This is a genomic window from Henriciella aquimarina, from assembly GCF_002088975.1.
Lineage (GTDB): Bacteria > Pseudomonadota > Alphaproteobacteria > Caulobacterales > Hyphomonadaceae > Henriciella > Henriciella aquimarina.
In genome coordinates, this window is record NZ_NCST01000085.1 from 18,002 (window position 1) to 36,720 (window position 18,719).

Sequence of the window (18,719 nt, forward strand, 5' to 3'; positions counted from 1 at the left end):
TAATGCTGTTGGGTGTGAGATGACAGACCCAAAGCCACCCTTGGACGGGATTCGCGTGATCGAACTCGGCCAGCTCATCGCCGGGCCCTTTTGCGGCCAGCTGCTTGGAGACTTCGGCGCCGAAGTCATCAAGGTCGAGGCCCCCGACGCGCCTGACCCTGCCCGCGGCTGGGGCGCGGCCAAGGTCAACGGCCAGAGCCTGTTCTGGCCAATCATCGCGCGCAACAAGAAATCGGTGACGCTGAACCTGCGCACACCCGAAGGCCAAGCCCTGTTGAAAGAACTGGCTGCTACCGCGGATGTCCTGATCGAGAACTTCCGCCCCGGCACGCTGGAGCGCTGGAATATAGGCCCGGATGTGCTGCACGCGATCAATCCGCGCCTCGTCATCACCCGGATCTCCGGCTACGGCCAGACCGGCCCGGAAAGCCACAAGGCGGGCTATGCCAGCGTCGGCGAAGCGAAAGGCGGCCTGCGCCACCTGATCGGCGAGCCGGACCGGATGCCCGCCCGCGCCGGGGTGTCGCTGGGCGACACGATGACCGGCACCTTTGCCGCCCTCGGTACGATGATGGCGCTGTTTGCCCGCGAACGCTCCGGCAAGGGGCAGGTCGTCGATGCCGCGATCTACGAGACCGTCATGGCCTTCATGGAGAGCCTGATCCCCGAATATGCGCTGGCCGGCCATACGCGCGAGCGCAGCGGGCCGATCCTGCCCAAGGTCGCACCCTCCGGCGTCTATCCCTGCTCGGACGGCCTCGTCATCATCGGCGCCAATCAGGACACGCTGTTCCGGCGGCTGGCCAAAATGTGCGGGGCCGACTGGGCAGACGATCCGCGCTATGCCACCCATGATGCGCGCGGCGAGAACCAGCTGGAGCTGGACGAGAAGATCGCCGGCTGGACACGCCAGCACACTGTCGCTGATGTTCTCGCCCGGTGCGAAGAGAACGGCGTGCCCTGCGGGCCGGTGAACACCGCCAAGGACATGCTGGCCGATGCCCATATCGCCGCGCGGGAGGCGATCATCCGGGTCGCCCAGCCGCTGCTGGGGGACGTGCCGATGCAGGGCGTCTTCCCGAAACTGTCCGACACCCCCGGCCGGGTCTCTTCCGGCGGTCCGGCGCTGGGCGAGAACACAGGCGAAATCCTCGCCGCGATCGGCTATGACGAGGCCGCGCAAACGGACTTCAGACAGAAAGGCATCATCTGATGGCCCTTTACGAAACACCGCTTGGCGGCAAGCAGCAGGACGAAACGCTTCAGCTGCGGCCGAAATTCGATGCCAACGGCCTGATCGCCGCCATCGCCCAGGACGCGGTCACCGGCGAAGTGCTGATGCTGGCCTGGATGAATGCCGAGGCGCTGCAGCAGACCATCGAAACCGGCCGGGCGACCTACTGGTCACGCTCGCGCGGGGCGCTCTGGGTGAAGGGTGAAAGCTCCGGCCACACCCAGGAGGTCGCCGAGATTCTTGTCGATTGCGACCAGGATGCCATCCTCCTGAAAGTGCATCAGGAAGGCGCCGCCTGCCACACCAATCGCAAGAGCTGTTTCTACCGGCGTATCGACGCAGACGGGCAGACGCTTTCCTTCACCGCCGTGGCGGATTAGGAAGAAGTCTGGGAATCATGGGGTTGAATTGATGAAACGCACCGTACTTGCCACCGCCACCGCCAGCGCCGCACTTCTGGCCATCGCCGCCTGTTCCGGCCCGGCCGATGAGCCCGAAACGCCGGACACCGAGACCACGACCGAAACACCCGCGCCCGCCGATGAGGGCGCAGCCGCAGACGACACCGCCAGCACCGAGGCCGATACGGTCGATGCGGTGGAGCTGATCAAGCTCGATTGCGGCTCGATCTATGTCTCCGATCTCGATGTCTTTTCGTCTGCCGGTGACTATGCCGGCCAGACCGACACCTTCACCGACACGTGCTGGCTGGTGCGCCATCCGGACGGCAACCTCCTCTGGGATCTCGGCCTGCCGGGCAGCCTCGTCTCGCAGGGCGAGCAGACCACCAACATCTACACTGTCTCGCTCGAACAGACGATCAGCGACCAGCTCGCCGCCCGGGACATGGAGATAAGCGATCTCGACTATGTCGCGATCTCTCACAGCCATTTCGACCATACCGGCCAGGCCGACCAGCTTGATCCGGCCGCCACCACCTGGCTCGTGAACCAGAAGGAATATGACGTGATGTTCCCCGAGCCGGAGGCCGACGCCGAAACGCCGGATACCGAGGCCGAGGCGGGTACGGATTCCGGCACCCAGTTTCCCGGCTTCGAAGCGCTCGACCACCAGATCATCGGGGACGATTACGATGTCTTCGGCGATGGCAGCGTCGTCATCTTCATGACGCCGGGCCACACGCCCGGCCACTCCTCGCTGCTGGTCAACCTGCCGGAGACCGGCCCGGTCCTGCTGACCGGCGACTTGTGGCACCGCGACGAGAGCCGCGAGCTTGGACGCGTGCCGCAATTCAACTCGAGCGAGGAAGAAACCCGCGCCTCCATGGAGGCCTTCGAAGCCAAGGCCGACGCGCTTGGCGCCAAGGTCATCATCCAGCACGAGCCGGAAGACACCGAGGATCTTCCCGCGGTGATGCGCTAGCCTGTATAGGACGGGGTGAGCCGGAAGGCCCGGCATGGCGTCCCCGACAGGATTCGAACCTGTGACCTACAGATTAGGAATCTGTTGCTCTATCCTGCTGAGCTACGGGGACGTTTGGCCGGAAGGTGTGCGATACCCTTTTTTGAACGGACATTGAAGGGGCAAGTATGCGCATAACGGTCGGGATGATGGCCATGGCGCTTTTTCTGCTCGCCGCCTGCGCGCCCAGATCACCGCTCGACGCCATGCAGCCCGGCGAACGCGGGCGGGTCGTCAGGGTCATCGACGGCGACGCCCTTGTCCTAGATACGGGCCAGAGCGTTCGGCTGGTCGGGGTTGAGGCGCCCTCGCCAGGCGGGCGCTATGGTGACGCCGAGCCCCATGCCGAAGCCTCCGCGCGCATGCTGGAAGACCTTGTCATGGGCCGGGAGGTCCGCCTCTTCTATCCCGGCCTCACACGCGACCGCTATGATCGCGCCCTGGCGCATGTGAAGACGGCTGACGGGGCGGGACCGGCCTATTGGGTCAATCTCGAACTCGTCCGCCGCGGCGGTGTGCGCGTGCGGCTCTATCCCGATACAGATGCGGGCGGCGAGATCCTGATGAAAGCCGAGCGCGAGGCCCGCGCAAAGCGTCTCGGCTTGTGGCAGGAGCGCGCCTATGCCATCGGCCCCGCTACTGATGTCGGGGCGGCGTTTCGTGGCTTCACGATTGTCGAGGGCGTGTTTGGCGCCACAGCCTCGCCCCCACCGGCGGACGAGGCAGACGACATCCGCTGCACCCGGCAGATGCAGGGGGCCAGCCTGCTGATCGACATCGCCTTTTCCGCCCGCTCAGCCTGCGACATGCCCTCCGGCACGCCGGTCCGGCTGCGCGGCTGGACGAGTGACGGGCGGATGGAGCTTGTCCATCCGCTGCACGTCGAAACCCCAGAGCCTGGTTGATCAGCCGGTGATGTACTGCGCGCCGTTCACTGTCATCGTCGCGCCGTTGATGAAGGCGGCTTCCTCTGAGGCCAGATAGGCGCACATGGACGCGATCTCCTCGGCCTTGCCCAGCCGGCCGGTCGGGATGGTCGCGATGATCGTCTCCAGCACCTTTTCCGGCACCGCCCGCACCATGTCGGTGTCGATATAGCCGGGGGCGACGACATTCACCGTGATCCCCTTCTTGGCGCCTTCCTGGGCCAGCGCCTTGGTGAAACCGATCAGGCCCGCCTTTGCCGCCGAATAGTTGGCCTGGCCGAACTGGCCCTTCTGGCCGTTGATGGACGAGATATTGATGACCCGGCCGAAGCCACGCTCGCGCATGCCGGTCCAGACCGGATGCGTCACGTTGAATGCAGAGCTGAGGTCGGTATCGATAACCTGGGTCCACTGGTCCGGCGTCATCTTGTGGAACGGCGCGTCCCGCGTGATGCCGGCATTGTTCACGACCACATCGATCGGGCCGAGATCGGCCTCGATCTGTTTCAGGCCGGCGGCGGTCTCTTCATAATTCGAGACATCGAACTTGTAGGTCTTGATGCCCAGCTCTTCCTCACAGGCCTTAGCGGCCTCGGCATTGCCGCCATAATTGGCTGCGACCGCATAACCGTCCTTCTTGAACCGCTCGCTTATCGCCTTGCCGATTCCTCGAGTTCCCCCCGTCACGAGTACCACGCGTGCCATTTCTTCCTCCGTAATTACTACACTGCCGTAATTTTGCTGCGACTGCTCAACCCGATGTAATCATGATATGTGTATGAGAGAAAGGCGATTTTGAAAGTCGGCCTCCGGCGTGCCAATATTGGCTCAAAATCACAACAACCCCTCCATGAGAGGCGAAGGCAAGGGCACGAAATGACCAAGGCAAGCGGCACGGACGGACCGGTAATCATCAAGAAGTACGCCAACCGGCGGCTTTATGACACGTCCACTTCATCCTACGTCACACTCGATCACCTGGCAGATCTTGTGCGGCGCGAAGTCGATTTCGAAGTGCGTGACGCAAAGTCCGGCGAGGATCTGACGCGCGCCGTGCTGACCCAGATCATCTTCGAGCGCGAGACCAAGGGCGACGGGGCCCTGCCCTTGTCCTTCCTGCGCCAGCTGATCGGGTTTTATGGCGGCGGCGCCCAGAACATGCTGCCGGCCTGGCTCGATATGAGCATGAACAGCTTCGCCGAAAGCCAGGACCGCCTGAAGAAAGCGATGGGCGGGGCTCATCCGATGGCGCTGTTCGAGAAGCAGGCCCGCCGGAATATGGAGATGTTCGAACAGGCGATGAAAATGTTCACGCCGCCGACCATGTCTGGCGCAGCTGCCGGCGCTACCAGTTCCGCGGACGTCCATTCCAAGTCCGAAAAACCGCAGCGTCAGGACCCTGAGCCTGAAGCCGGCGGCGAGGCCGATGAACGCGACGCCGCGGTCGCTGCGCTCAAGACGCAGATGAAGATGATGCAGGAACAGCTCGAAAGCCTGTCCCAGAAAAAATAGACACCCCTGTGCCGGGCCGCCTCAGGGCGGCCTCATGCTTCAGGGCAGGAGCTCGGCGGCATAGACTTCGCCATGCCCGCGCCCCTGCACGACGACGGCGCAGCTCTGGCGGCATTCATAGGCAAAGCTGACACGCCCGCCCGTCCAGGTGCCGAGCTTGCGTGTTCGCGTCACCGGATTGACCATGTCAGTGACATTGTCCGCCCCGGCGAGATATTCGACGAGGTGCACCTCGGCTGGCGCCGGCGTATAGCCATCCAGGCTGAAATGCGTAGCGTCGCCGGGAACGATCTTCACCTGGCCTTCCGGCTTGGCGGCCACGCGATGCTTGATGTTGGATTCGACGGCCTTCTTCCGCGTCGCGGGACATTGCATCGCCCCGTCATAGACCGATTGCGGCGTATAGGGCGCGCGGATGCCGAAACGGTCCGCATAGGCGGCCTGGCGCTCGGTGGCCGCGGGGATCGCCATTGGATCGGGCGCGCCAAGATAGTCCCAATAGTCGACCGACCAGGTCAGCACGAGAACCTCGCTCTCATGCTCGGCCTCGACGGCCTTGAGCGTCTTGTGCGCCTTCGGGCAGGCATTGCAATTCTGCGAGGCGAACAGCTCGATCAGTACGGGCGGTTCGGCAACCGCCTGCAGGCCCGTGGCGGCAAGACTCGCGAGGAACACCAGGATGTATCTCATGGCGGGCTCAAATAGCGTCTGCGCTGTCCCAGTCAAAATCACTGTGCTGTGAGGAGCCCCGCCACAGCGCTCAGGCTGCGGCGGGGCGATGGATGTGCCGGCCTAGGCCGCAGCTTCCTTGGCGAGGTTGCGCAGCACATAATGCAGGATGCCGCCATTGCGGAAGTAATCGAGCTCGTTCTCGGTATCGATCCGCACCAGCGTCTTGGCGGTCACGGTAGAGCCATCCTTCTTCTTGATGACCACGTCGAGATCCTGACGCGGGCTGATCGAGCCGATGCCTTCGATCGTCACCTGCTCGGAGCCGTCGAGACCGAGCGCGCTCCAGGTCTGGCCGTCCTTGAACTGCAGGGGCAGCACGCCCATGCCGATCAGGTTGGAGCGGTGAATACGCTCGAAGCTCTCGGCGACCACGGCCTTGACGCCCAGCAGGATCGTGCCCTTGGCCGCCCAGTCACGCGAGGAGCCAGTGCCGTATTCCTTGCCGGCGAAGACGACCAGCGGAACACCGTCATCCTTGTACTTCATCGCCGCGTCATAGATCGCCATCTGATCGCCCGACGGGTGATGGATGGTCACGCCGCCTTCGACGCCTGGCACCATCTGGTTCTTGATGCGGATATTGGCGAAGGTGCCGCGCATCATGACTTCGTGGTTGCCACGGCGCGAGCCGTAGGAGTTGAAGTCGACAATATCGACGCCATGGTCCTGCAGGTACTTGCCTGCCGGGCTGGACGGCTTGATCGAACCGGCCGGCGAAATGTGGTCAGTCGTGATCGAGTCTGCGAAGAGACCCAGGATGCGGGCATCGTGGACATCCTCGGCCGGCTCCAGATCGACGCCCATGCCCTCGAAATAGGGCGGGTTCTGCACATAGGTGGACTCCGGCGGCCAGGAATAGGTCTTGGACCCGGTGACCGAGATGTTCTGCCAGTGCTCGTCACCCTTGAAGACGTCGCCATAGCGCGCATTGAACATCTCCGGGGTCACGGCTTCGCGCATCACGGCCGCTATTTCCTGCGAGCTCGGCCAGATGTCCTTGAGATAGACATCATTGCCGTCCTTGTCCTTGCCGAGCGGGTCGGTGGTCAGGTTGATGTGCAGCGAGCCGGCCAGCGCATAGGCGACGACCAGCGGCGGGGAAGCGAGATAGTTGGCGCGAACGTCCTGGCTGATCCGGCCTTCGAAGTTGCGGTTACCCGACAGCACCGAGCCGACGACAAGGTCGTTCTCGTTGACAGCCTTGGAAATGGCCGGCGGCAGCGGGCCGGAGTTACCGATACAGGTCGTGCAGCCATAGCCGACCAGGTTGAAGCCGAGGCCGTCCAGATCGTCCTGCAGGCCGGCGCGCTCGAGATAGTCGGTCACGACCTTCGAGCCCGGAGCGAGCGACGTCTTCACCCACGGCTTGCGGGTCAGGCCCTTTTCCAGCGCATTGCGCGCCAGCAGGCCAGCCGCCAGCATGACCGACGGGTTGGAGGTGTTCGTACACGAGGTGATCGCCGCGATGACAACCGAGCCATCGTGGATGTGGTAGTCGGTGCCTTCGACGGCATGCATCGAGACGCCATAGGATTCCGGATGGGTGTAGACGCTGGTTGCGCCTTCATCGACGAAACGGGCTTCGCCATTCGTGCTCGGCGTCGTGGCCGGATCCTTGGGGCCGCCGCGGATTTCAGCGAGCGCATCGCGGAAGGCATTGTCGGCTTCCGACAGAAGCACGCGGTCCTGCGGGCGCTTCGGGCCGGCCAGCGACGGGACGACGCTGGCGAGATCGAGCTCCAGGCTGGAGCTGTAGACCGGGTCCTTCTGCTCGGGACGCCAGTAGCCCTGCGCCTTGGCATAGGCTTCGACCAGCTTCACGCGGTCGGCGTCGCGGCCGGTGTCGTTGAGGTACTGGATCGTTTCCTCGTCGACCGGGAAGAAGCCGCAGGTCGCGCCATATTCCGGCGCCATGTTGGAGATCGTGGCCTGATCTTCCAGCGTCAGATTGGCGAGCCCTTCGCCATAGAATTCGACGAACTTGCCGACCACGCCATGCTTGCGCAGCATCTGGGTCACGGTCAGCACGAGGTCGGTCGCGGTGGCGCCTTCGGCGAGCTTGCCGGTCAGCTTGAAGCCGACGACTTCCGGGATCAGCATGGAGACCGGCTGGCCGAGCATGGCCGCTTCGGCCTCGATGCCGCCAACGCCCCAGCCGAGAACCGACAGGCCGTTGATCATGGTGGTGTGGGAGTCGGTGCCGACGCAGGTGTCGAAATAGGCGATCGTCTCGCCGTCTTCTTCCTTCGTCCAGACCGTCTGGCCGAGATATTCCAGGTTCACCTGGTGGCAGATGCCGGTGCCGGGCGGCACAACGCGGAAATTCTGGAAGGCCTTGGAGCCCCAGCGCAGGAACTCGTAACGCTCCTTGTTACGCTTGTACTCGATCTCGACATTCTTCTCGAAGCTGTCCTCGCCGGCGAAGAAATCGACCATCACGGAGTGGTCGATGACGAGGTCGACCGGGACAAGCGGGTTGATGGCCTCGGCCTCGGCGCCGAGCTTTTCGGATGCATCCCGCATGGCGGCCAGGTCAACCACCGCCGGAACGCCGGTAAAGTCCTGCATCAGGACGCGGGCCGGACGGTAGGCGATTTCGTGGCTGGTCGAGCCCTTGTTTTCGAGCCATTCCTTGAAGGCGATGATATCGTCCTTCGTAACGGTTTTGCCGTCCTCGTTGCGCAGCATGTTCTCCAGCAGCACCTTGAGTGAAGCCGGAAGCCGTGAGACATCGCCAAGACCGTTTTCCGCAGCAGCCGGAAGCGAGTAGTAGGTGTATGATTTGCCGTCCACTTCGAGAGTGCGGCGGGACTTGAAACTATCGAGGGATGGCATCGTTGGAATGACCTCTTCTTGTACTAGCAGGTTTCGCACGCGCCCGGGCGCGCCGCTTCGTTGCCCGCGTCATACAGGCCTAGCCCAAAGTGTGCAATCGCAGCATCCTGCGTCATTTCTCCTAGGGGCAACGCTTTGACGGATGGGTTGCTGATCGAGGCTGACGGTCTTGGGGCCGTGCGCGGCGAACGCATCCTCTTTTCAGGGCTGCATCTGAGCTTGCGTCCGGGCGAAGCGATTGTGCTGCGTGGCCCGAACGGCTCGGGCAAATCCACGCTGCTGCGCCTGCTCGCCGGGCTGACGGCCCCGGCTGTCGGCGAGGTGCAGCCGTCGGGCCCCCATCACTGGCTCGGCCACCGGGACGGCCTCAAGCCCTACGAAACCCCGCGCCAGCATCTGAGGCACTGGGCCCGCGCCTGGGGCAGCGAGGCCGACCCGGAAGCGGTTGCCACTGAGATGGGCCTCTCTCGGCCGATCGATGTGCCGGCCCGGCTGCTCTCTGCCGGCCAGCGGCGGCGCACGGCGCTCGCCCGCCTGCTTCTGGACGAGCGGCCGATCTGGCTGCTGGACGAACCGTTCACCGCGCTGGACACAAACGGGCGGGACCTGCTCACCAGCCTGTTCGTCGAGCATCGCCGGAAAGGCGGCGGCATCATTGCCGCGCTGCATGGCGACGCCCTCTCCGAGACAAGCCGGGAGGTGGTGCTGTGAGCTCTCCCGCCCCCATCCGCGCGGCCTTCCGTCAAGCCATCGCCGAAGCCTGGGCCGGCGGCGCCGGGGCCCTGCTCCCCATCGGTTTCTTTGCAGGCGCCGCGATGCTTGTGCCCTTCACCGTGGGCAGCGAAGCCGACCAGCTCGCTGCCATCGGCACCGGCGTGCTCTGGGTCGCGCTGGCGCTCGCCTCGCTCGTCTCCATGGAGCGGCTCTTCCAGGCCGACCTTGAGGACGGCACGCTGGAGCTCTGGGCGCAGGAGGATTGCCCGCTCTTCCTCGTCGCCGCCGCGAAAATCCTCGCCCACTGGACAGTGTCGGGCCTGCCGCTCGTCCTGCTGACCCCGCTGATCGGACTTACCCTCCAGCTGCCGGCCGAGCAGCTCCTGCCGGCCATGCTCGCCTACGGCCTGGGCGGGCTCGCCTTCTTCCTCTGGGGCGGTGTCGCCGGGGCACTGGCTGCAAGCGTGCCCCGCGGCGGCCTGCTGATCGCCCTTCTCGCCCTGCCCCTCTTCATTCCGACCGCCATTTTCGGCGCGCTGGCCGCCGAGCCGGGCACGGTCGGCCCCAACCTTCTCTTCCTGGCAGCCACCACGCTGTTTGCCTTGGCGATAGCACCTTTCGCCGCATCTGCGGCACTACGCTTGGCGGTAGACTAGCGCACGGCTATTGAGAGGCCCCATGATATCGATCTTCGCCAACCCTCACCGCTTCATGAAGCTGTCGCGCTGGCTCGCCCCCGCCTGCCTGGCGGTTGGCGTCGCCCTGATCGCGTGGAGCGTATGGCAAGCCCTCTGGATCGTCCCGCAGGACGACTATCAGGGCGGGGACATCATGCGCGCCCTGTTCATCCATGTCCCGTCGGCCTGGCTCGCCATGGGCAGCTATATGGGCCTCGCCCTGGCCAGCTTCGTCTGGTTCATCTGGCGCCATGAACTGGCCGACATGGCCGCGAAATCCGTCGCGCCGATCGGGGCGGGCTATACCGCGATGTGCCTCGCCACCGGCTCGATCTGGGGCAAGCCGACCTGGGGAACCTGGTGGCTCTGGGACGATGCGCGGATGATGTCGGTGCTGCTGATGTTCTTCCTCTTCCTGGGCTATATGGCGCTCCGTGCGGCCATGGACACGCGCCAGAAAGCCGCCCGCGCCGGCGCGATCCTCGCCATGGTGGGCGCGGTGAACGTTCCGCTGATCAAGTTCTCGGTCGACATCTGGGCCTCGATCCACCAGGGCCCGAGCGTTATGCGCATGGACGGGCCGTCCATGCCGGCGGTTTATCTCACCCCGCTTCTCATCGGCGCGCTCGGCCATCTGATCTTCTTTGCAAGCCTGACCATGACGCTGATGCGTGCCGAAGTCTGGCGCCGGCGCGGCGATGTCATCATGGCCCGCAAACTGGCAGGAGGCTGACCGGCGATGCTGCCCCAATTCGACGACAATGCCGCTTTCATCTGGGCGATCTTCGCGATCGGCCTGACCGTTCCGGCCCTGCTCGGGCTCTATGCCGGACTGAAAGCCCGCTTCGCCAAACGCCGGCTGGAGCGGTTGCAGGCGAGTGAGAAGCGATGAAACGCTGGCAGGCTCTTGCTCCGCTCGCCGCGCTTGTCGGGCTCTCCATTCTCGGCGGCATCCAGCTCTTCCGCCCGAGCGAAGAGAGCTTCGTGGCGAAGGCCGACCGCTCCGCGCCGGACCGCCAGTTTCCGCTGCTGGGCGATGACAGCCAGACGATCTCATTCGCTCCGCCGCCGGGCGAAGGCCCTGTCATGGTGAACCTGTTCGCCAGCTGGTGCGCGCCTTGCCGGGCCGAGCATGGCGACATTACCGCCCTTGCCGAGGCCCATCCCGGACAGGTCTACGGCCTTGCCTACAAGGACAACCCCGCCGCGACGCGGGGCTTCCTCCAGGAACTGGGCAACCCCTTCACCGCCATCGGCGTCGACCGCGACGGACAGGGCGGGCTCGACTTCGGCCTGACCGGCGTGCCCGAGACCTTCGTCATCAGCCCTGAAGGCAAGATCATCCTGCATGTGCGCGGCCCCCTGGACGAGGACCGGCGCAAAGAGGTCAGCAAGGCGCTGGAGGGCTAGAAAGCCCTACTTCTTCTTTTTCTTCTTTTTCTTTTTCTTGTCGGATTTCGACTTCGAGGCCTTGGCGTTCTTGTCCGTCTTGTCGGCCTTCGCCTTGGACTTTTTCGGCTTGTCCTTGGCCTTGGTGTCCTCGTCCGCGGTCTCTTCGACCTTTTCCTCGATGACCGGCTCGGCCTCTTCCGGGCCACCGATCGAGGCCAGCGAGGCGAGGAAGCCGACGCGACGATTGGCGCGGATCAGGCTCAGCACTTCCTTGTCGGCCGCTTCTACCCCCGGCAGGGCGGCTTCATAGGCCTTGCGGCCCTTGGCCATGAGGGAGACCGCCTTGGCGCGGCGGTCCTCTTTCGACTCGACGCGCTTGATATAGCCGGCCCGTTCCATGCGCCCGACCATGTCGGCCAGCGTGGAGCGGTCGATACCGGTCTTGTCGACGAGGCTCGCCTGGCTCTGACCTTCTTCCTTTGCGAGCGCCGCCAGGACGGCGAACTGGCGAAGGGTCAGCCCCTGCTCGGACAAGGCACTGGCGGACAGGTTGACGGCAGACTGCTGGGCCCTGTGCAGCAGGTGGCTGGGGGAGGCCGCAAGCTCAAATCCTGCGTTTTCTTGTTCGGCAGACATGGCGTCCTTATCCTCGCTTGTATTCGACATAGTCTCTCCAATTCCTTCCTATGTGGAAACAAACCGTGTGCGGATCAATGCAATTCCCCAATAAAGCGAGACGATAACAGCATCATGACACAGAGCTTCGAAGAAGATTTCGAGTATCGCATCCCGGCCGGAGACGACCGCGAAAGACTGGTCTGTAACACATGCGGGTTCATCGATTATGAAAACCCGCGAATTGTTGCCGGCTCCGTCGTTCTCCGTGACCGGAAGATCCTGCTTTGCCGCCGGGCCATCGAACCGCGCAAGGGGTTCTGGACCCTGCCGGCCGGATTCATGGAACACGGGGAATCCATCGAGGAAGCCGCCATGCGCGAAGCGCGCGAGGAAGCCTGCGCGACCATCGCCATCGAGCGCGTGCTTGCGATGTATACGGTCCACCGGATCGGTCAGGTCCAGATCATGTTCCGCGCGAGCCTGGAGTCGGATTTCCGTCCGGGCCCGGAAAGCGAGGAAACCCGCCTGTTTGACTGGAAGGACATTCCCTGGTCAGATCTCGCCTTCCCGACCGTGGTCTGGGCGCTGACCCAGTATGCCGAAAGCCGTCACCTTGAGGCCTTCCCGCCCTTCGGCAATCCGCCGGGGACGGAAAAGATCACCCGTCAGCCGCCGGTTCCTCCTCAAGGTGTTTGAGGGTGTAGGGCACATTTGCCGCCCCGAAGATGAAGGTGATGACCATGTTGCCAAGCTTCCAGTTCGCCCAGACATCCTCGGCATCCTTGGAGCCGAAGGTCATGCCGAGAAACTCATAGCTTCCTGCCGGCGCGATGGTCAGTCCGGCAAAGCGCAGCGGCGCCTCGAAGCCCGGTGCATAGGTGCGCCAGAGATATTCGTTCCAGAGCGCCATGGCGACGAAGAACAGCCCCCAGCGGATGGCAAGCTGCTTCCAGGCATGGTCCGGCAGAGAAAAGACCTGTTTGAACATCACCCGCCAGACATTCTGGCCGACCGCCATGCTGCCGAAGATAATCGAGGCGAGGAAGAGGTTCTGGATGGTCGGCTTGATGTAGATGAAGGACTTCTCCTGAAGCAGGATTCCCATCAGCCCGAACCCGCCGACAATCGTGGAGCTGATGATCAGGAAAGGCGGGATCGCCAGCCCCTTTACGAGCTTCTGCACGATGACGCCCACTGTCAGCACGATCAGCACACCGGTGGCCCAGTAGAGCGCGGTCTCCTTGTTGAGCCATTCGGTGTCGATGTTCACGAAGCGCAGCAGATTATAGATCAGGACGAAGCCGATCACCGGGACAAGGTCGCCCCAGATCTGGTTCGCCTTGTCGGCAGCGGTATCGAGGCCGGGTTTTTCGTCTGTCATGTGGTCCATTACGAAGCTTGTGCGGGACTGGATGTGCCGCGTCTGTCTTGCATGAATGACCGCGCGCCGCCAGCGTCGAGCAGCAATGCCACGGCCATATAGGTCACTCCGCCAGCGCAGGCCTTGGCGATGAGTTCCGGCCAGCTGCCGAAATCGGGGACCAGCGCGATCACTGGCCACATGGACAGGCTAGCGAGGATCACCCTGGCGAGATCGCCGACCGGCAGAGGCAGCGCCACATAACGCCGTCCTCTCAGCGCCAGGATGATAAGGCCGAGGCCATAGCTCACCACGGTCGCGATGACGGCGCCTGTCAGCCCGAAGCGCGGGATCAGGACAAGATTGGCGGCAATGTTCACCCCGGCCGGGATGAGCATCAGCAGGGCCCGTTCGCCGGTCTTCCGCGCGAGCTGGAAGGCTTCGGAATAATAGTGGATCAGCAGGCCGTTCATCAGCCCGGCAAAAGCGATCCACGGAATGATGCGGATAGCCCCGGCGCGAACCTCTTCGCCGATCAGGGCCTCGGCCAGCGGGCGCGCAACCAGCGCCAGCCCGGCGGCTGCCGGCAGCCCGATCAGGAGCATGGTCTTCACCAGCCCCCTCGCCTGCTCGCGCGCGGCATCCGGGCCTGCCGCCTCATAGGCTGCCATCACCAGCGGCGAGCCGGCCATCGCTGCCCAAGCACAGAGTAGCAGCACGGTCTTGTCGGCAACGCCATAACCGGCGGCATAGGCGCCGACCGACGCCTCGCCGAGGAACAGCGCAATCAGGAAGCGGTCGGCGGCCGACAGCAGAAGGTCAAGCCCGAGCGCGGCGGCAATCGGCAGGCCATAGGCCATATATTGCTTCCGGCGCCCGGCATCCGGCACACCGCCCTTCGCGCTTTTCATCAGCCAGGCCGCTTCCGGCAAGGCAAGAAGGGCCGCGGCAATGACAAGGCCGATAAAGGGCGCTGCTGCGCTGGCTTCGCCCAGCCAGGCAATCAGCGCCCCGAGAAGGAACCCGCCAAGCAGGCGTCCGGAAAAAACGGCTACATAGCGGCCCACCTGCTGGCGCGCCCGATGGGCTTCGAGCGTGGTCTGGAGCAGGGTGTTGAGCGGCAGCAGCAAGGCGATCCAGGGTAGCAGCGCGAGATAGTCCGGCAGGTGCGCCACCGCGAGTGACAGCGCGATCATGACGAGCGCGGCAATCCCAAGAGAGCGCAGCATCAGGGCCCGCACGGTGTGGAAATGATCCGCCATCTTCCCGGCCGCCTGCGCGCTCGCGGTAAAACGGTAGGCGGCGGCTTCGGCCGGGGCCAGCGTCACCGTATGGATCAGCGCCATGACCGCGAACATCAGCGCATACCGGCCATAGTCTTCCGCGCCCAGCAGGCGCGTGAAGACATACACCCCACCAAAAGACGCAATCGCGCTGGCAAGGTTGGCGGGCAGATAGCCGGCGAGATGACGCGTGAGCTTCATGGCCGCAGACCGTAGCAGCGATATCCGAAGGGAGGATTAAATGTCGGTTTCCAGCAGAAGGAGACCGGCGGCCAGAACGCTCGCCGCCACGATCCGGCGCTTGCCGAAGCCTTCCTTCAGGAAAACCGCGCCCAGGATCGCGCCAAAAACGACCGATGTCTCCCTTATCGCCGTCACGGTCGCGGCATGGGTGAGCGAGAAGGCCACGAGCGCGGAGCCATAGGAGAGGACGTTTGCCACCCCGCCAACCATGCCGCCGAGAAGCTGGGGCCGCAGCCGCACACTGAGCTGGCCGCGCCGGGTCCAGAGGCTCACGGCGGTAATCCCGATCCAGTCGAGCAGGAACAGCCAGACAATGAAGCTGAAACGCTGGTCTGCGATGCGCACGCCATAGGCGTCTGTCACAGAGTAGAGCCCGATCCCGGCGGATGTCATGACCGCCCAGAAAAGGGCTGCGCTATTGATCGTCCTCTGCCCGGTCTCGCTTCTCTCGGGCAGGGCGAAAACGATGAGCGCCAGGGTCGCCAGCGACAGCCCGATCCAGCCGAACAGGCCGGGAAACTCGTTCAGTGCCATCACGGCCACCAGCGCGGTCATCATCGGCGCGAGCCCGCGCATCACCGGAAAGACGAGCGAAAGGTCGCCCCGGTGCAGCGCGCGGATCATACAGAACTGGTAGACCCAGTGGGCCGCCGTCGCCACGCCCAGCGCCACCCAGAGCTCCCGGTCCGGCAGGGGCACGACGAAGGCGAAGGGCAACACGCAGAGCGATGAGGTGATCGAGAGCACCATGCGCGCGCTCAGCACGTCGCCGCCGCGTTTCACGGCAAAGTTCGCCGTCGCAACGGTGACGGCCGAGAACAGGCATAGCAGGACGGGCACAAGACTGTCGGACATGAGCGGATCTCCGCGTCCGCCAGCCGGGGCTCAAAGTCAAGCGATTGGGAGAAGGTGCGCACAAGGACCGCAGACGCCGTCTTGGCTCTCGTGTCCCGTCGACCTAGCAACTAGGTGGGTACCGGTTAGGATAGGCCACGGCCAGTCCCAGAGCCAGTTCCCTTGACGGAACGTAAGGTCGGCGGACAGCTGGCTTCCTCGAACGCCGCAGCCCTTGTGCAGCCCTTACAGATAGTGTGCGCACCGGCCTTTGGATAGAGGCGATTCAGCGCCCGCCCCGTCATGCCGGTCCATTACGATGCAGTCATAACCGGAACGCGATTGCAGATAGGGGGTTTCGCCAAAGCTGCAGGCCTGTTTGGCTGGCAGTGAGGTGACAACCGAAAGGAGACCCCTATGGCTCTTACCACTCTTCGTGCCCGCACCACGGCCCTTCTGGCTGCAGCGGCCCTCTCCACAGCTGGCGCAGCTGTTGCCCAGCAGGCAACTCAGTCGACCCAGGGCGATGCGAATGCGCAGGCCCAGGTTCAGATCGAGCCAGTGACAGAGGCCGAGATCAACAAGTTCGTCGCAGCGAACAATCAGGTGTCCACGATCGCGACCGAAGCCAATGCCGAACTGCAGGCGGCTGAGGACAAGGCGGCCGCCCAGGAAATCCAGGCGAGCGCCCAGGAGAAGATGATCGCCGCGATTCAGGAAGAAGGCCTGACCGCACAGCGCTTCACCGAAATCGTGCAGCTGGCGCAGGCCGACGAGGAACTGGCCAACAAGCTCCGCGCCAAGATGGAAGGCTAAGGGACTCCGTCCAGGCTCTTTTGTTTCTATCTCATCATGGCCCCGCCGGCACGCGCTGGCGGGGCCATTTTTATGCGCCGCTCCGGGCCCGCACCAGCCGACAGCCCCGCCCCTGCACCGAAAGCGGCTTGCCTTCGACACGGTCCGGTGAAAGCTTGGCGGTCCGATAGTCCGGCTTGCGAGAGACATGATGATGAACAGACTGATCCTTCCCCTGATGGCTGCAGCCCTCGCCCTGGCTGGATGTGGTAACACGGAAGACGCCGACCGGGGACAAATGCCGGACACCCCGCAAGATGCGCCGGCCGCTGAAAGCGCGGACGCTGGCACGCCGGACGCCGCGGCCAGCGATGCCCCGCGGGTTGAGACGCTCACCCCCGGCAATTACTGCTACTTCCGCGACGATGCGGACGTGACCGAAGCCCTCGAACTGACCGTGGCCGAGGATGGGCAGATGACCGGCGACAATTATGGCGTCATCCACCAGGAAGACGCCTCCTATTATGCAAGCTTCACCGTCGAGATGACGGGCGGCCAGCCCGGCGAGGATGGCCTGGTCGCGTTCGACACAGTGACCGAAGTCGACGGCGATACGCAGACCGGTGAGATGCGCTGGCATCTCTCTCCCGATCAGGCCGCCCCGGACGGACTGGAAACCCATCTTGAAAGCGCTGCGTGCGAGGGCCTCGACGCCCGCGTGCAGAGTGCGGCCGACACCAAATAGGCCGGCCAGAAAAAGGGCCCGGACAAGTCATCCGGGCCCAATCTCCACATCTTTCTTCCGGCGCTCTAATAGCGCCCGTTCGACATGAGCTGCGTGACGAGCTGGGTCGCCAGCTCCACCATCATGACGTCGCCGTCGACTTCGGCATAATAGTGGCCGCTCGGCGGAGCCTGCAGGCCATAGCGGTCATAGTCGCGAATGACGCGGTAATCGTCATAATAGCGCCCGTCATAACGGATCGCATCGCGCTGTCCGTCTTTATAGCCTTGCTCATAGGCGCGCTGCTCGCCACCGCGGTCGCGCCACTGGTCATAGCCGTCAGCTTTCCAGCCCGGCCCGCACCAGCCCTTCTTGGCATGGCCCGGCGGGCAGTGTGGCGGCTTGGCAAGGGCCGGGGCAGCACTTGCGGCAAAGGCGGCGGCCACCACGCCGAAAGCTGTGGTTCGGATGAGATGTTTCATGGGCATTCTGTCCTTTCTCATGCCTTCTGCATGCGGAGAAAACGGGCGCATGGGAGCGCCGGTTCCCACAACATGGCGTTATCTCGCATTCATGCGCCTGCCCCCGGGCCAACTACGTATTTGCCGCAATAGGCAGCGCCCTTCCTCTCCCCGACTATGCGCCGGTTACCGCAAGAGGAGCACAGCGCATGTCGCACACCCCGCATGAACTCGCCGAGGAATTCCCGGACGCCGTCGAACGGATGCAGGCGCTCAAGGAAGCCGATCCGCATTTTGCCCGACTGGCCGATCAGTATCATGAGGTGAACCGCGAGATTCACCGTATCGAGACCGATATCGAACCGGCGAGCGACGAGCATCAGACCGAGCTTCGCAAGAAGCGGCTCTACCTCAAGGACCAGATCGGCGCGATGCTGACCACCGAGGCCTGAGGCGCGCGCGCCGTTACTTCGCGAACAACCGGCCCATATCGGCAAAGGCCTTGATCTCGATGGCGTTGCCGGACGGGTCGGTGAAGAACATCGTCGCCTGCTCGCCGGGTTCGCCCTGGAAGCGGATATAGGGCTCGATCAGGAAATCGACCTGCCCGCCCAGGCGCTCGGCGAGCATCTGCCACTCGCCCATTTCGAGCACGATGCCGAAATGGCGGACCGGCACGCCTTTACCGTCCACCTGATTTGTCTGGTCCCCCCCACTGGCGCTCGGGCAGAGATCCGGCGCCAGATGCGCGACGATCTGGTGGCCGTAAAAGTCGAAATCCACCCATTCCTCGCTGGAGCGCCCCTCCGGACAGCCGAGCAGGCCGCCATAGAATTTGCGCGCCTCGCTGAGGTCGCGAACGGGAAAGGCAAGATGGAAGGGAACGGTCGGCATGGGGCTCTCGTCATGTTGCGGCTGACGCCCCTCCTACACCATCCGCCCGCCCCGGCGAAGGGC

Annotated in this window: 23 protein-coding genes, 1 tRNA gene and 1 other RNA gene; 14 read left to right on the top strand and 11 right to left on the bottom strand. The window is 64.1% G+C overall.

What is annotated here, in order from left to right; translation table 11 throughout:
• The first annotated feature begins 19 nt into the window (after nucleotides 1-19).
• From B8784_RS13650 to B8784_RS13660, 3 genes are read left to right on the top strand one after another with little or no spacing between them, the layout of a single operon-like run.
• A complete protein-coding gene (locus B8784_RS13650; RefSeq protein ID WP_084398500.1) occupies nucleotides 20-1,213 on the top strand; it encodes a CaiB/BaiF CoA transferase family protein in 1,194 nt (397 codons plus the stop codon).
• The gene (hisI, locus tag B8784_RS13655; RefSeq protein WP_084398501.1) at nucleotides 1,213-1,614 is read left to right on the top strand and encodes a phosphoribosyl-AMP cyclohydrolase; all 402 of its coding nucleotides are present in this window, start codon (nucleotides 1,213-1,215) and stop codon (nucleotides 1,612-1,614) included. The genes B8784_RS13650 and hisI overlap by 1 nt, the downstream gene beginning before the upstream one ends.
• A gap of 31 nt (nucleotides 1,615-1,645) precedes the next feature.
• A complete protein-coding gene (locus B8784_RS13660) occupies nucleotides 1,646-2,617 on the top strand; it encodes an N-acyl homoserine lactonase family protein (protein ID WP_084398502.1) in 972 nt (323 codons plus the stop codon).
• 35 nt (nucleotides 2,618-2,652) lie between these two features.
• Here B8784_RS13660 and B8784_RS13665 read toward each other — a convergent pair.
• A tRNA-Arg gene (locus tag B8784_RS13665) sits at nucleotides 2,653-2,729 on the bottom strand.
• 82 nt (nucleotides 2,730-2,811) lie between these two features.
• On the opposite strand from B8784_RS13665, the gene B8784_RS13670 reads away from it, so the two are divergent.
• Nucleotides 2,812-3,561, top strand: a complete 750-nt coding sequence (locus B8784_RS13670; protein WP_158085684.1) for a thermonuclease family protein — start codon at nucleotides 2,812-2,814, stop codon at nucleotides 3,559-3,561.
• On the opposite strand, the gene phbB is transcribed toward B8784_RS13670, so the two are convergent.
• On the bottom strand, nucleotides 3,562-4,287 hold the full coding sequence (gene phbB / locus B8784_RS13675; protein WP_084398504.1) for an acetoacetyl-CoA reductase: 726 nt from the start codon (nucleotides 4,285-4,287) through the stop codon (nucleotides 3,562-3,564). It abuts the gene before it with no gap.
• Nucleotides 4,288-4,458: 171 nt separating this feature from the next.
• Between phbB and phaR the strand changes: the two genes are divergently transcribed.
• On the top strand, nucleotides 4,459-5,094 hold the full coding sequence (phaR, locus tag B8784_RS13680; protein ID WP_084398505.1) for a polyhydroxyalkanoate synthesis repressor PhaR: 636 nt from the start codon (nucleotides 4,459-4,461) through the stop codon (nucleotides 5,092-5,094).
• A gap of 39 nt (nucleotides 5,095-5,133) precedes the next feature.
• Here phaR and B8784_RS13685 read toward each other — a convergent pair whose 3' ends face one another.
• Entirely contained in the window at nucleotides 5,134-5,784 is a 651-nt protein-coding gene (locus tag B8784_RS13685; protein ID WP_084398506.1) for a DUF1223 domain-containing protein, read from the bottom strand.
• Nucleotides 5,785-5,886: 102 nt separating this feature from the next.
• A complete protein-coding gene (acnA, locus tag B8784_RS13690) occupies nucleotides 5,887-8,661 on the bottom strand; it encodes an aconitate hydratase AcnA (RefSeq protein ID WP_084398507.1) in 2,775 nt (924 codons plus the stop codon).
• A 135-nt stretch (nucleotides 8,662-8,796) separates the two neighbouring features.
• On the opposite strand from acnA, the gene ccmA reads away from it, so the two are divergent.
• From ccmA to B8784_RS13710, 5 genes are read left to right on the top strand one after another with little or no spacing between them, the layout of a single operon-like run.
• The gene (gene ccmA / locus B8784_RS13695) at nucleotides 8,797-9,372 is read left to right on the top strand and encodes a heme ABC exporter ATP-binding protein CcmA (protein ID WP_143435481.1); all 576 of its coding nucleotides are present in this window, start codon (nucleotides 8,797-8,799) and stop codon (nucleotides 9,370-9,372) included.
• Nucleotides 9,369-10,031, top strand: coding sequence for a heme exporter protein CcmB (gene ccmB, locus B8784_RS13700; RefSeq protein WP_084398508.1), 663 nt, complete (start codon nucleotides 9,369-9,371; stop codon nucleotides 10,029-10,031). The genes ccmA and ccmB overlap by 4 nt, the downstream gene beginning before the upstream one ends.
• A 22-nt stretch (nucleotides 10,032-10,053) precedes the next feature.
• Nucleotides 10,054-10,785, top strand: a complete 732-nt coding sequence (gene ccmC, locus B8784_RS13705) for a heme ABC transporter permease CcmC (RefSeq protein ID WP_084398509.1) — start codon at nucleotides 10,054-10,056, stop codon at nucleotides 10,783-10,785.
• A gap of 6 nt (nucleotides 10,786-10,791) precedes the next feature.
• Nucleotides 10,792-10,944 (top strand): hypothetical protein, encoded by a 153-nt coding sequence (locus B8784_RS21640; RefSeq protein WP_158085685.1) that lies wholly within the window; start codon nucleotides 10,792-10,794, stop codon nucleotides 10,942-10,944.
• On the top strand, nucleotides 10,941-11,462 hold the full coding sequence (locus tag B8784_RS13710) for a redoxin family protein (protein WP_084398510.1): 522 nt from the start codon (nucleotides 10,941-10,943) through the stop codon (nucleotides 11,460-11,462). Before B8784_RS21640 ends, B8784_RS13710 begins: the two co-directional genes overlap by 4 nt.
• Before the next feature lie 6 nt (nucleotides 11,463-11,468).
• Here B8784_RS13710 and B8784_RS13715 read toward each other — a convergent pair whose 3' ends face one another.
• On the bottom strand, nucleotides 11,469-12,080 hold the full coding sequence (locus B8784_RS13715) for a MarR family winged helix-turn-helix transcriptional regulator (protein ID WP_084398609.1): 612 nt from the start codon (nucleotides 12,078-12,080) through the stop codon (nucleotides 11,469-11,471).
• A 114-nt stretch (nucleotides 12,081-12,194) separates the two neighbouring features.
• Between B8784_RS13715 and B8784_RS13720 the strand changes: the two genes are divergently transcribed.
• Nucleotides 12,195-12,758 carry an NUDIX hydrolase gene (locus B8784_RS13720; protein ID WP_084398511.1) on the top strand — a complete coding sequence of 188 codons (564 nt, stop codon included), beginning with the start codon at nucleotides 12,195-12,197 and terminating at the stop codon, nucleotides 12,756-12,758.
• Here B8784_RS13720 and B8784_RS13725 read toward each other — a convergent pair.
• The 4 genes from B8784_RS13725 to ssrS form a co-directional block, all read right to left on the bottom strand.
• Nucleotides 12,721-13,443, bottom strand: coding sequence for an inner membrane-spanning protein YciB (locus B8784_RS13725; protein ID WP_084398610.1), 723 nt, complete (start codon nucleotides 13,441-13,443; stop codon nucleotides 12,721-12,723). The two genes, B8784_RS13720 and B8784_RS13725, sit on opposite strands and share 38 nt — an antisense overlap.
• Nucleotides 13,444-13,451: 8 nt before the next feature.
• Nucleotides 13,452-14,906 carry a lipopolysaccharide biosynthesis protein gene (locus tag B8784_RS13730; protein WP_084398512.1) on the bottom strand — a complete coding sequence of 485 codons (1,455 nt, stop codon included), beginning with the start codon at nucleotides 14,904-14,906 and terminating at the stop codon, nucleotides 13,452-13,454.
• Nucleotides 14,907-14,942: 36 nt separating this feature from the next.
• Nucleotides 14,943-15,803, bottom strand: a complete 861-nt coding sequence (locus B8784_RS13735) for a DMT family transporter (RefSeq protein ID WP_084398513.1) — start codon at nucleotides 15,801-15,803, stop codon at nucleotides 14,943-14,945.
• Nucleotides 15,804-15,863: 60 nt separating this feature from the next.
• Nucleotides 15,864-16,020, bottom strand: a non-coding RNA gene (ssrS, locus tag B8784_RS22280) — 6S RNA.
• A 179-nt stretch (nucleotides 16,021-16,199) separates the two neighbouring features.
• Here ssrS and B8784_RS13740 point away from each other — a divergent pair.
• Entirely contained in the window at nucleotides 16,200-16,598 is a 399-nt protein-coding gene (locus B8784_RS13740; protein ID WP_084398514.1) for a DUF4168 domain-containing protein, read from the top strand.
• Between the two features lie 187 nt (nucleotides 16,599-16,785).
• Nucleotides 16,786-17,322 carry a hypothetical protein gene (locus B8784_RS13745; RefSeq protein WP_143435482.1) on the top strand — a complete coding sequence of 179 codons (537 nt, stop codon included), beginning with the start codon at nucleotides 16,786-16,788 and terminating at the stop codon, nucleotides 17,320-17,322.
• 65 nt (nucleotides 17,323-17,387) lie between these two features.
• On the opposite strand, the gene B8784_RS13750 is transcribed toward B8784_RS13745, so the two are convergent.
• Entirely contained in the window at nucleotides 17,388-17,783 is a 396-nt protein-coding gene (locus B8784_RS13750) for an RcnB family protein (RefSeq protein ID WP_158085686.1), read from the bottom strand.
• A gap of 188 nt (nucleotides 17,784-17,971) precedes the next feature.
• Here B8784_RS13750 and B8784_RS13755 point away from each other — a divergent pair, with 188 nt between their 5' ends.
• Nucleotides 17,972-18,214 carry a YdcH family protein gene (locus tag B8784_RS13755; RefSeq protein ID WP_084398517.1) on the top strand — a complete coding sequence of 81 codons (243 nt, stop codon included), beginning with the start codon at nucleotides 17,972-17,974 and terminating at the stop codon, nucleotides 18,212-18,214.
• A 13-nt stretch (nucleotides 18,215-18,227) separates the two neighbouring features.
• Here the strand turns inward: B8784_RS13755 and B8784_RS13760 are convergent, their stop codons facing one another.
• Nucleotides 18,228-18,656, bottom strand: coding sequence for a VOC family protein (locus B8784_RS13760; RefSeq protein ID WP_084398518.1), 429 nt, complete (start codon nucleotides 18,654-18,656; stop codon nucleotides 18,228-18,230).
• Nucleotides 18,657-18,719 lie beyond the last annotated feature (63 nt).

Bases quoted from the DNA above. Each gene is read 5' to 3' on its own strand.
- B8784_RS13650 (WP_084398500.1), top strand. From the start codon at position 20: ATGACAGACCCAAAGCCACCCTTGGACGGGATTCGCGTGATCGAACTC.
- hisI (WP_084398501.1), top strand. From the start codon at position 1,213: ATGGCCCTTTACGAAACACCGCTTGGCGGCAAGCAGCAGGACGAAACG.
- B8784_RS13660 (WP_084398502.1), top strand. From the start codon at position 1,646: ATGAAACGCACCGTACTTGCCACCGCCACCGCCAGCGCCGCACTTCTG.
- B8784_RS13670 (WP_158085684.1), top strand. From the start codon at position 2,812: ATGGCGCTTTTTCTGCTCGCCGCCTGCGCGCCCAGATCACCGCTCGAC.
- phbB (WP_084398504.1), bottom strand. From the start codon at position 4,287: ATGGCACGCGTGGTACTCGTGACGGGGGGAACTCGAGGAATCGGCAAG.
- phaR (WP_084398505.1), top strand. From the start codon at position 4,459: ATGACCAAGGCAAGCGGCACGGACGGACCGGTAATCATCAAGAAGTAC.
- B8784_RS13685 (WP_084398506.1), bottom strand. From the start codon at position 5,784: ATGAGATACATCCTGGTGTTCCTCGCGAGTCTTGCCGCCACGGGCCTG.
- acnA (WP_084398507.1), bottom strand. From the start codon at position 8,661: ATGCCATCCCTCGATAGTTTCAAGTCCCGCCGCACTCTCGAAGTGGAC.
- ccmC (WP_084398509.1), top strand. From the start codon at position 10,054: ATGATATCGATCTTCGCCAACCCTCACCGCTTCATGAAGCTGTCGCGC.
- B8784_RS21640 (WP_158085685.1), top strand. From the start codon at position 10,792: ATGCTGCCCCAATTCGACGACAATGCCGCTTTCATCTGGGCGATCTTC.
- B8784_RS13710 (WP_084398510.1), top strand. From the start codon at position 10,941: ATGAAACGCTGGCAGGCTCTTGCTCCGCTCGCCGCGCTTGTCGGGCTC.
- B8784_RS13715 (WP_084398609.1), bottom strand. From the start codon at position 12,080: ATGTCTGCCGAACAAGAAAACGCAGGATTTGAGCTTGCGGCCTCCCCC.
- B8784_RS13720 (WP_084398511.1), top strand. From the start codon at position 12,195: ATGACACAGAGCTTCGAAGAAGATTTCGAGTATCGCATCCCGGCCGGA.
- B8784_RS13725 (WP_084398610.1), bottom strand. From the start codon at position 13,443: ATGACAGACGAAAAACCCGGCCTCGATACCGCTGCCGACAAGGCGAAC.
- B8784_RS13730 (WP_084398512.1), bottom strand. From the start codon at position 14,906: ATGAAGCTCACGCGTCATCTCGCCGGCTATCTGCCCGCCAACCTTGCC.
- B8784_RS13735 (WP_084398513.1), bottom strand. From the start codon at position 15,803: ATGTCCGACAGTCTTGTGCCCGTCCTGCTATGCCTGTTCTCGGCCGTC.
- B8784_RS13740 (WP_084398514.1), top strand. From the start codon at position 16,200: ATGGCTCTTACCACTCTTCGTGCCCGCACCACGGCCCTTCTGGCTGCA.
- B8784_RS13745 (WP_143435482.1), top strand. From the start codon at position 16,786: ATGATGATGAACAGACTGATCCTTCCCCTGATGGCTGCAGCCCTCGCC.
- B8784_RS13750 (WP_158085686.1), bottom strand. From the start codon at position 17,783: ATGAAACATCTCATCCGAACCACAGCTTTCGGCGTGGTGGCCGCCGCC.
- B8784_RS13755 (WP_084398517.1), top strand. From the start codon at position 17,972: ATGTCGCACACCCCGCATGAACTCGCCGAGGAATTCCCGGACGCCGTC.
- B8784_RS13760 (WP_084398518.1), bottom strand. From the start codon at position 18,656: ATGCCGACCGTTCCCTTCCATCTTGCCTTTCCCGTTCGCGACCTCAGC.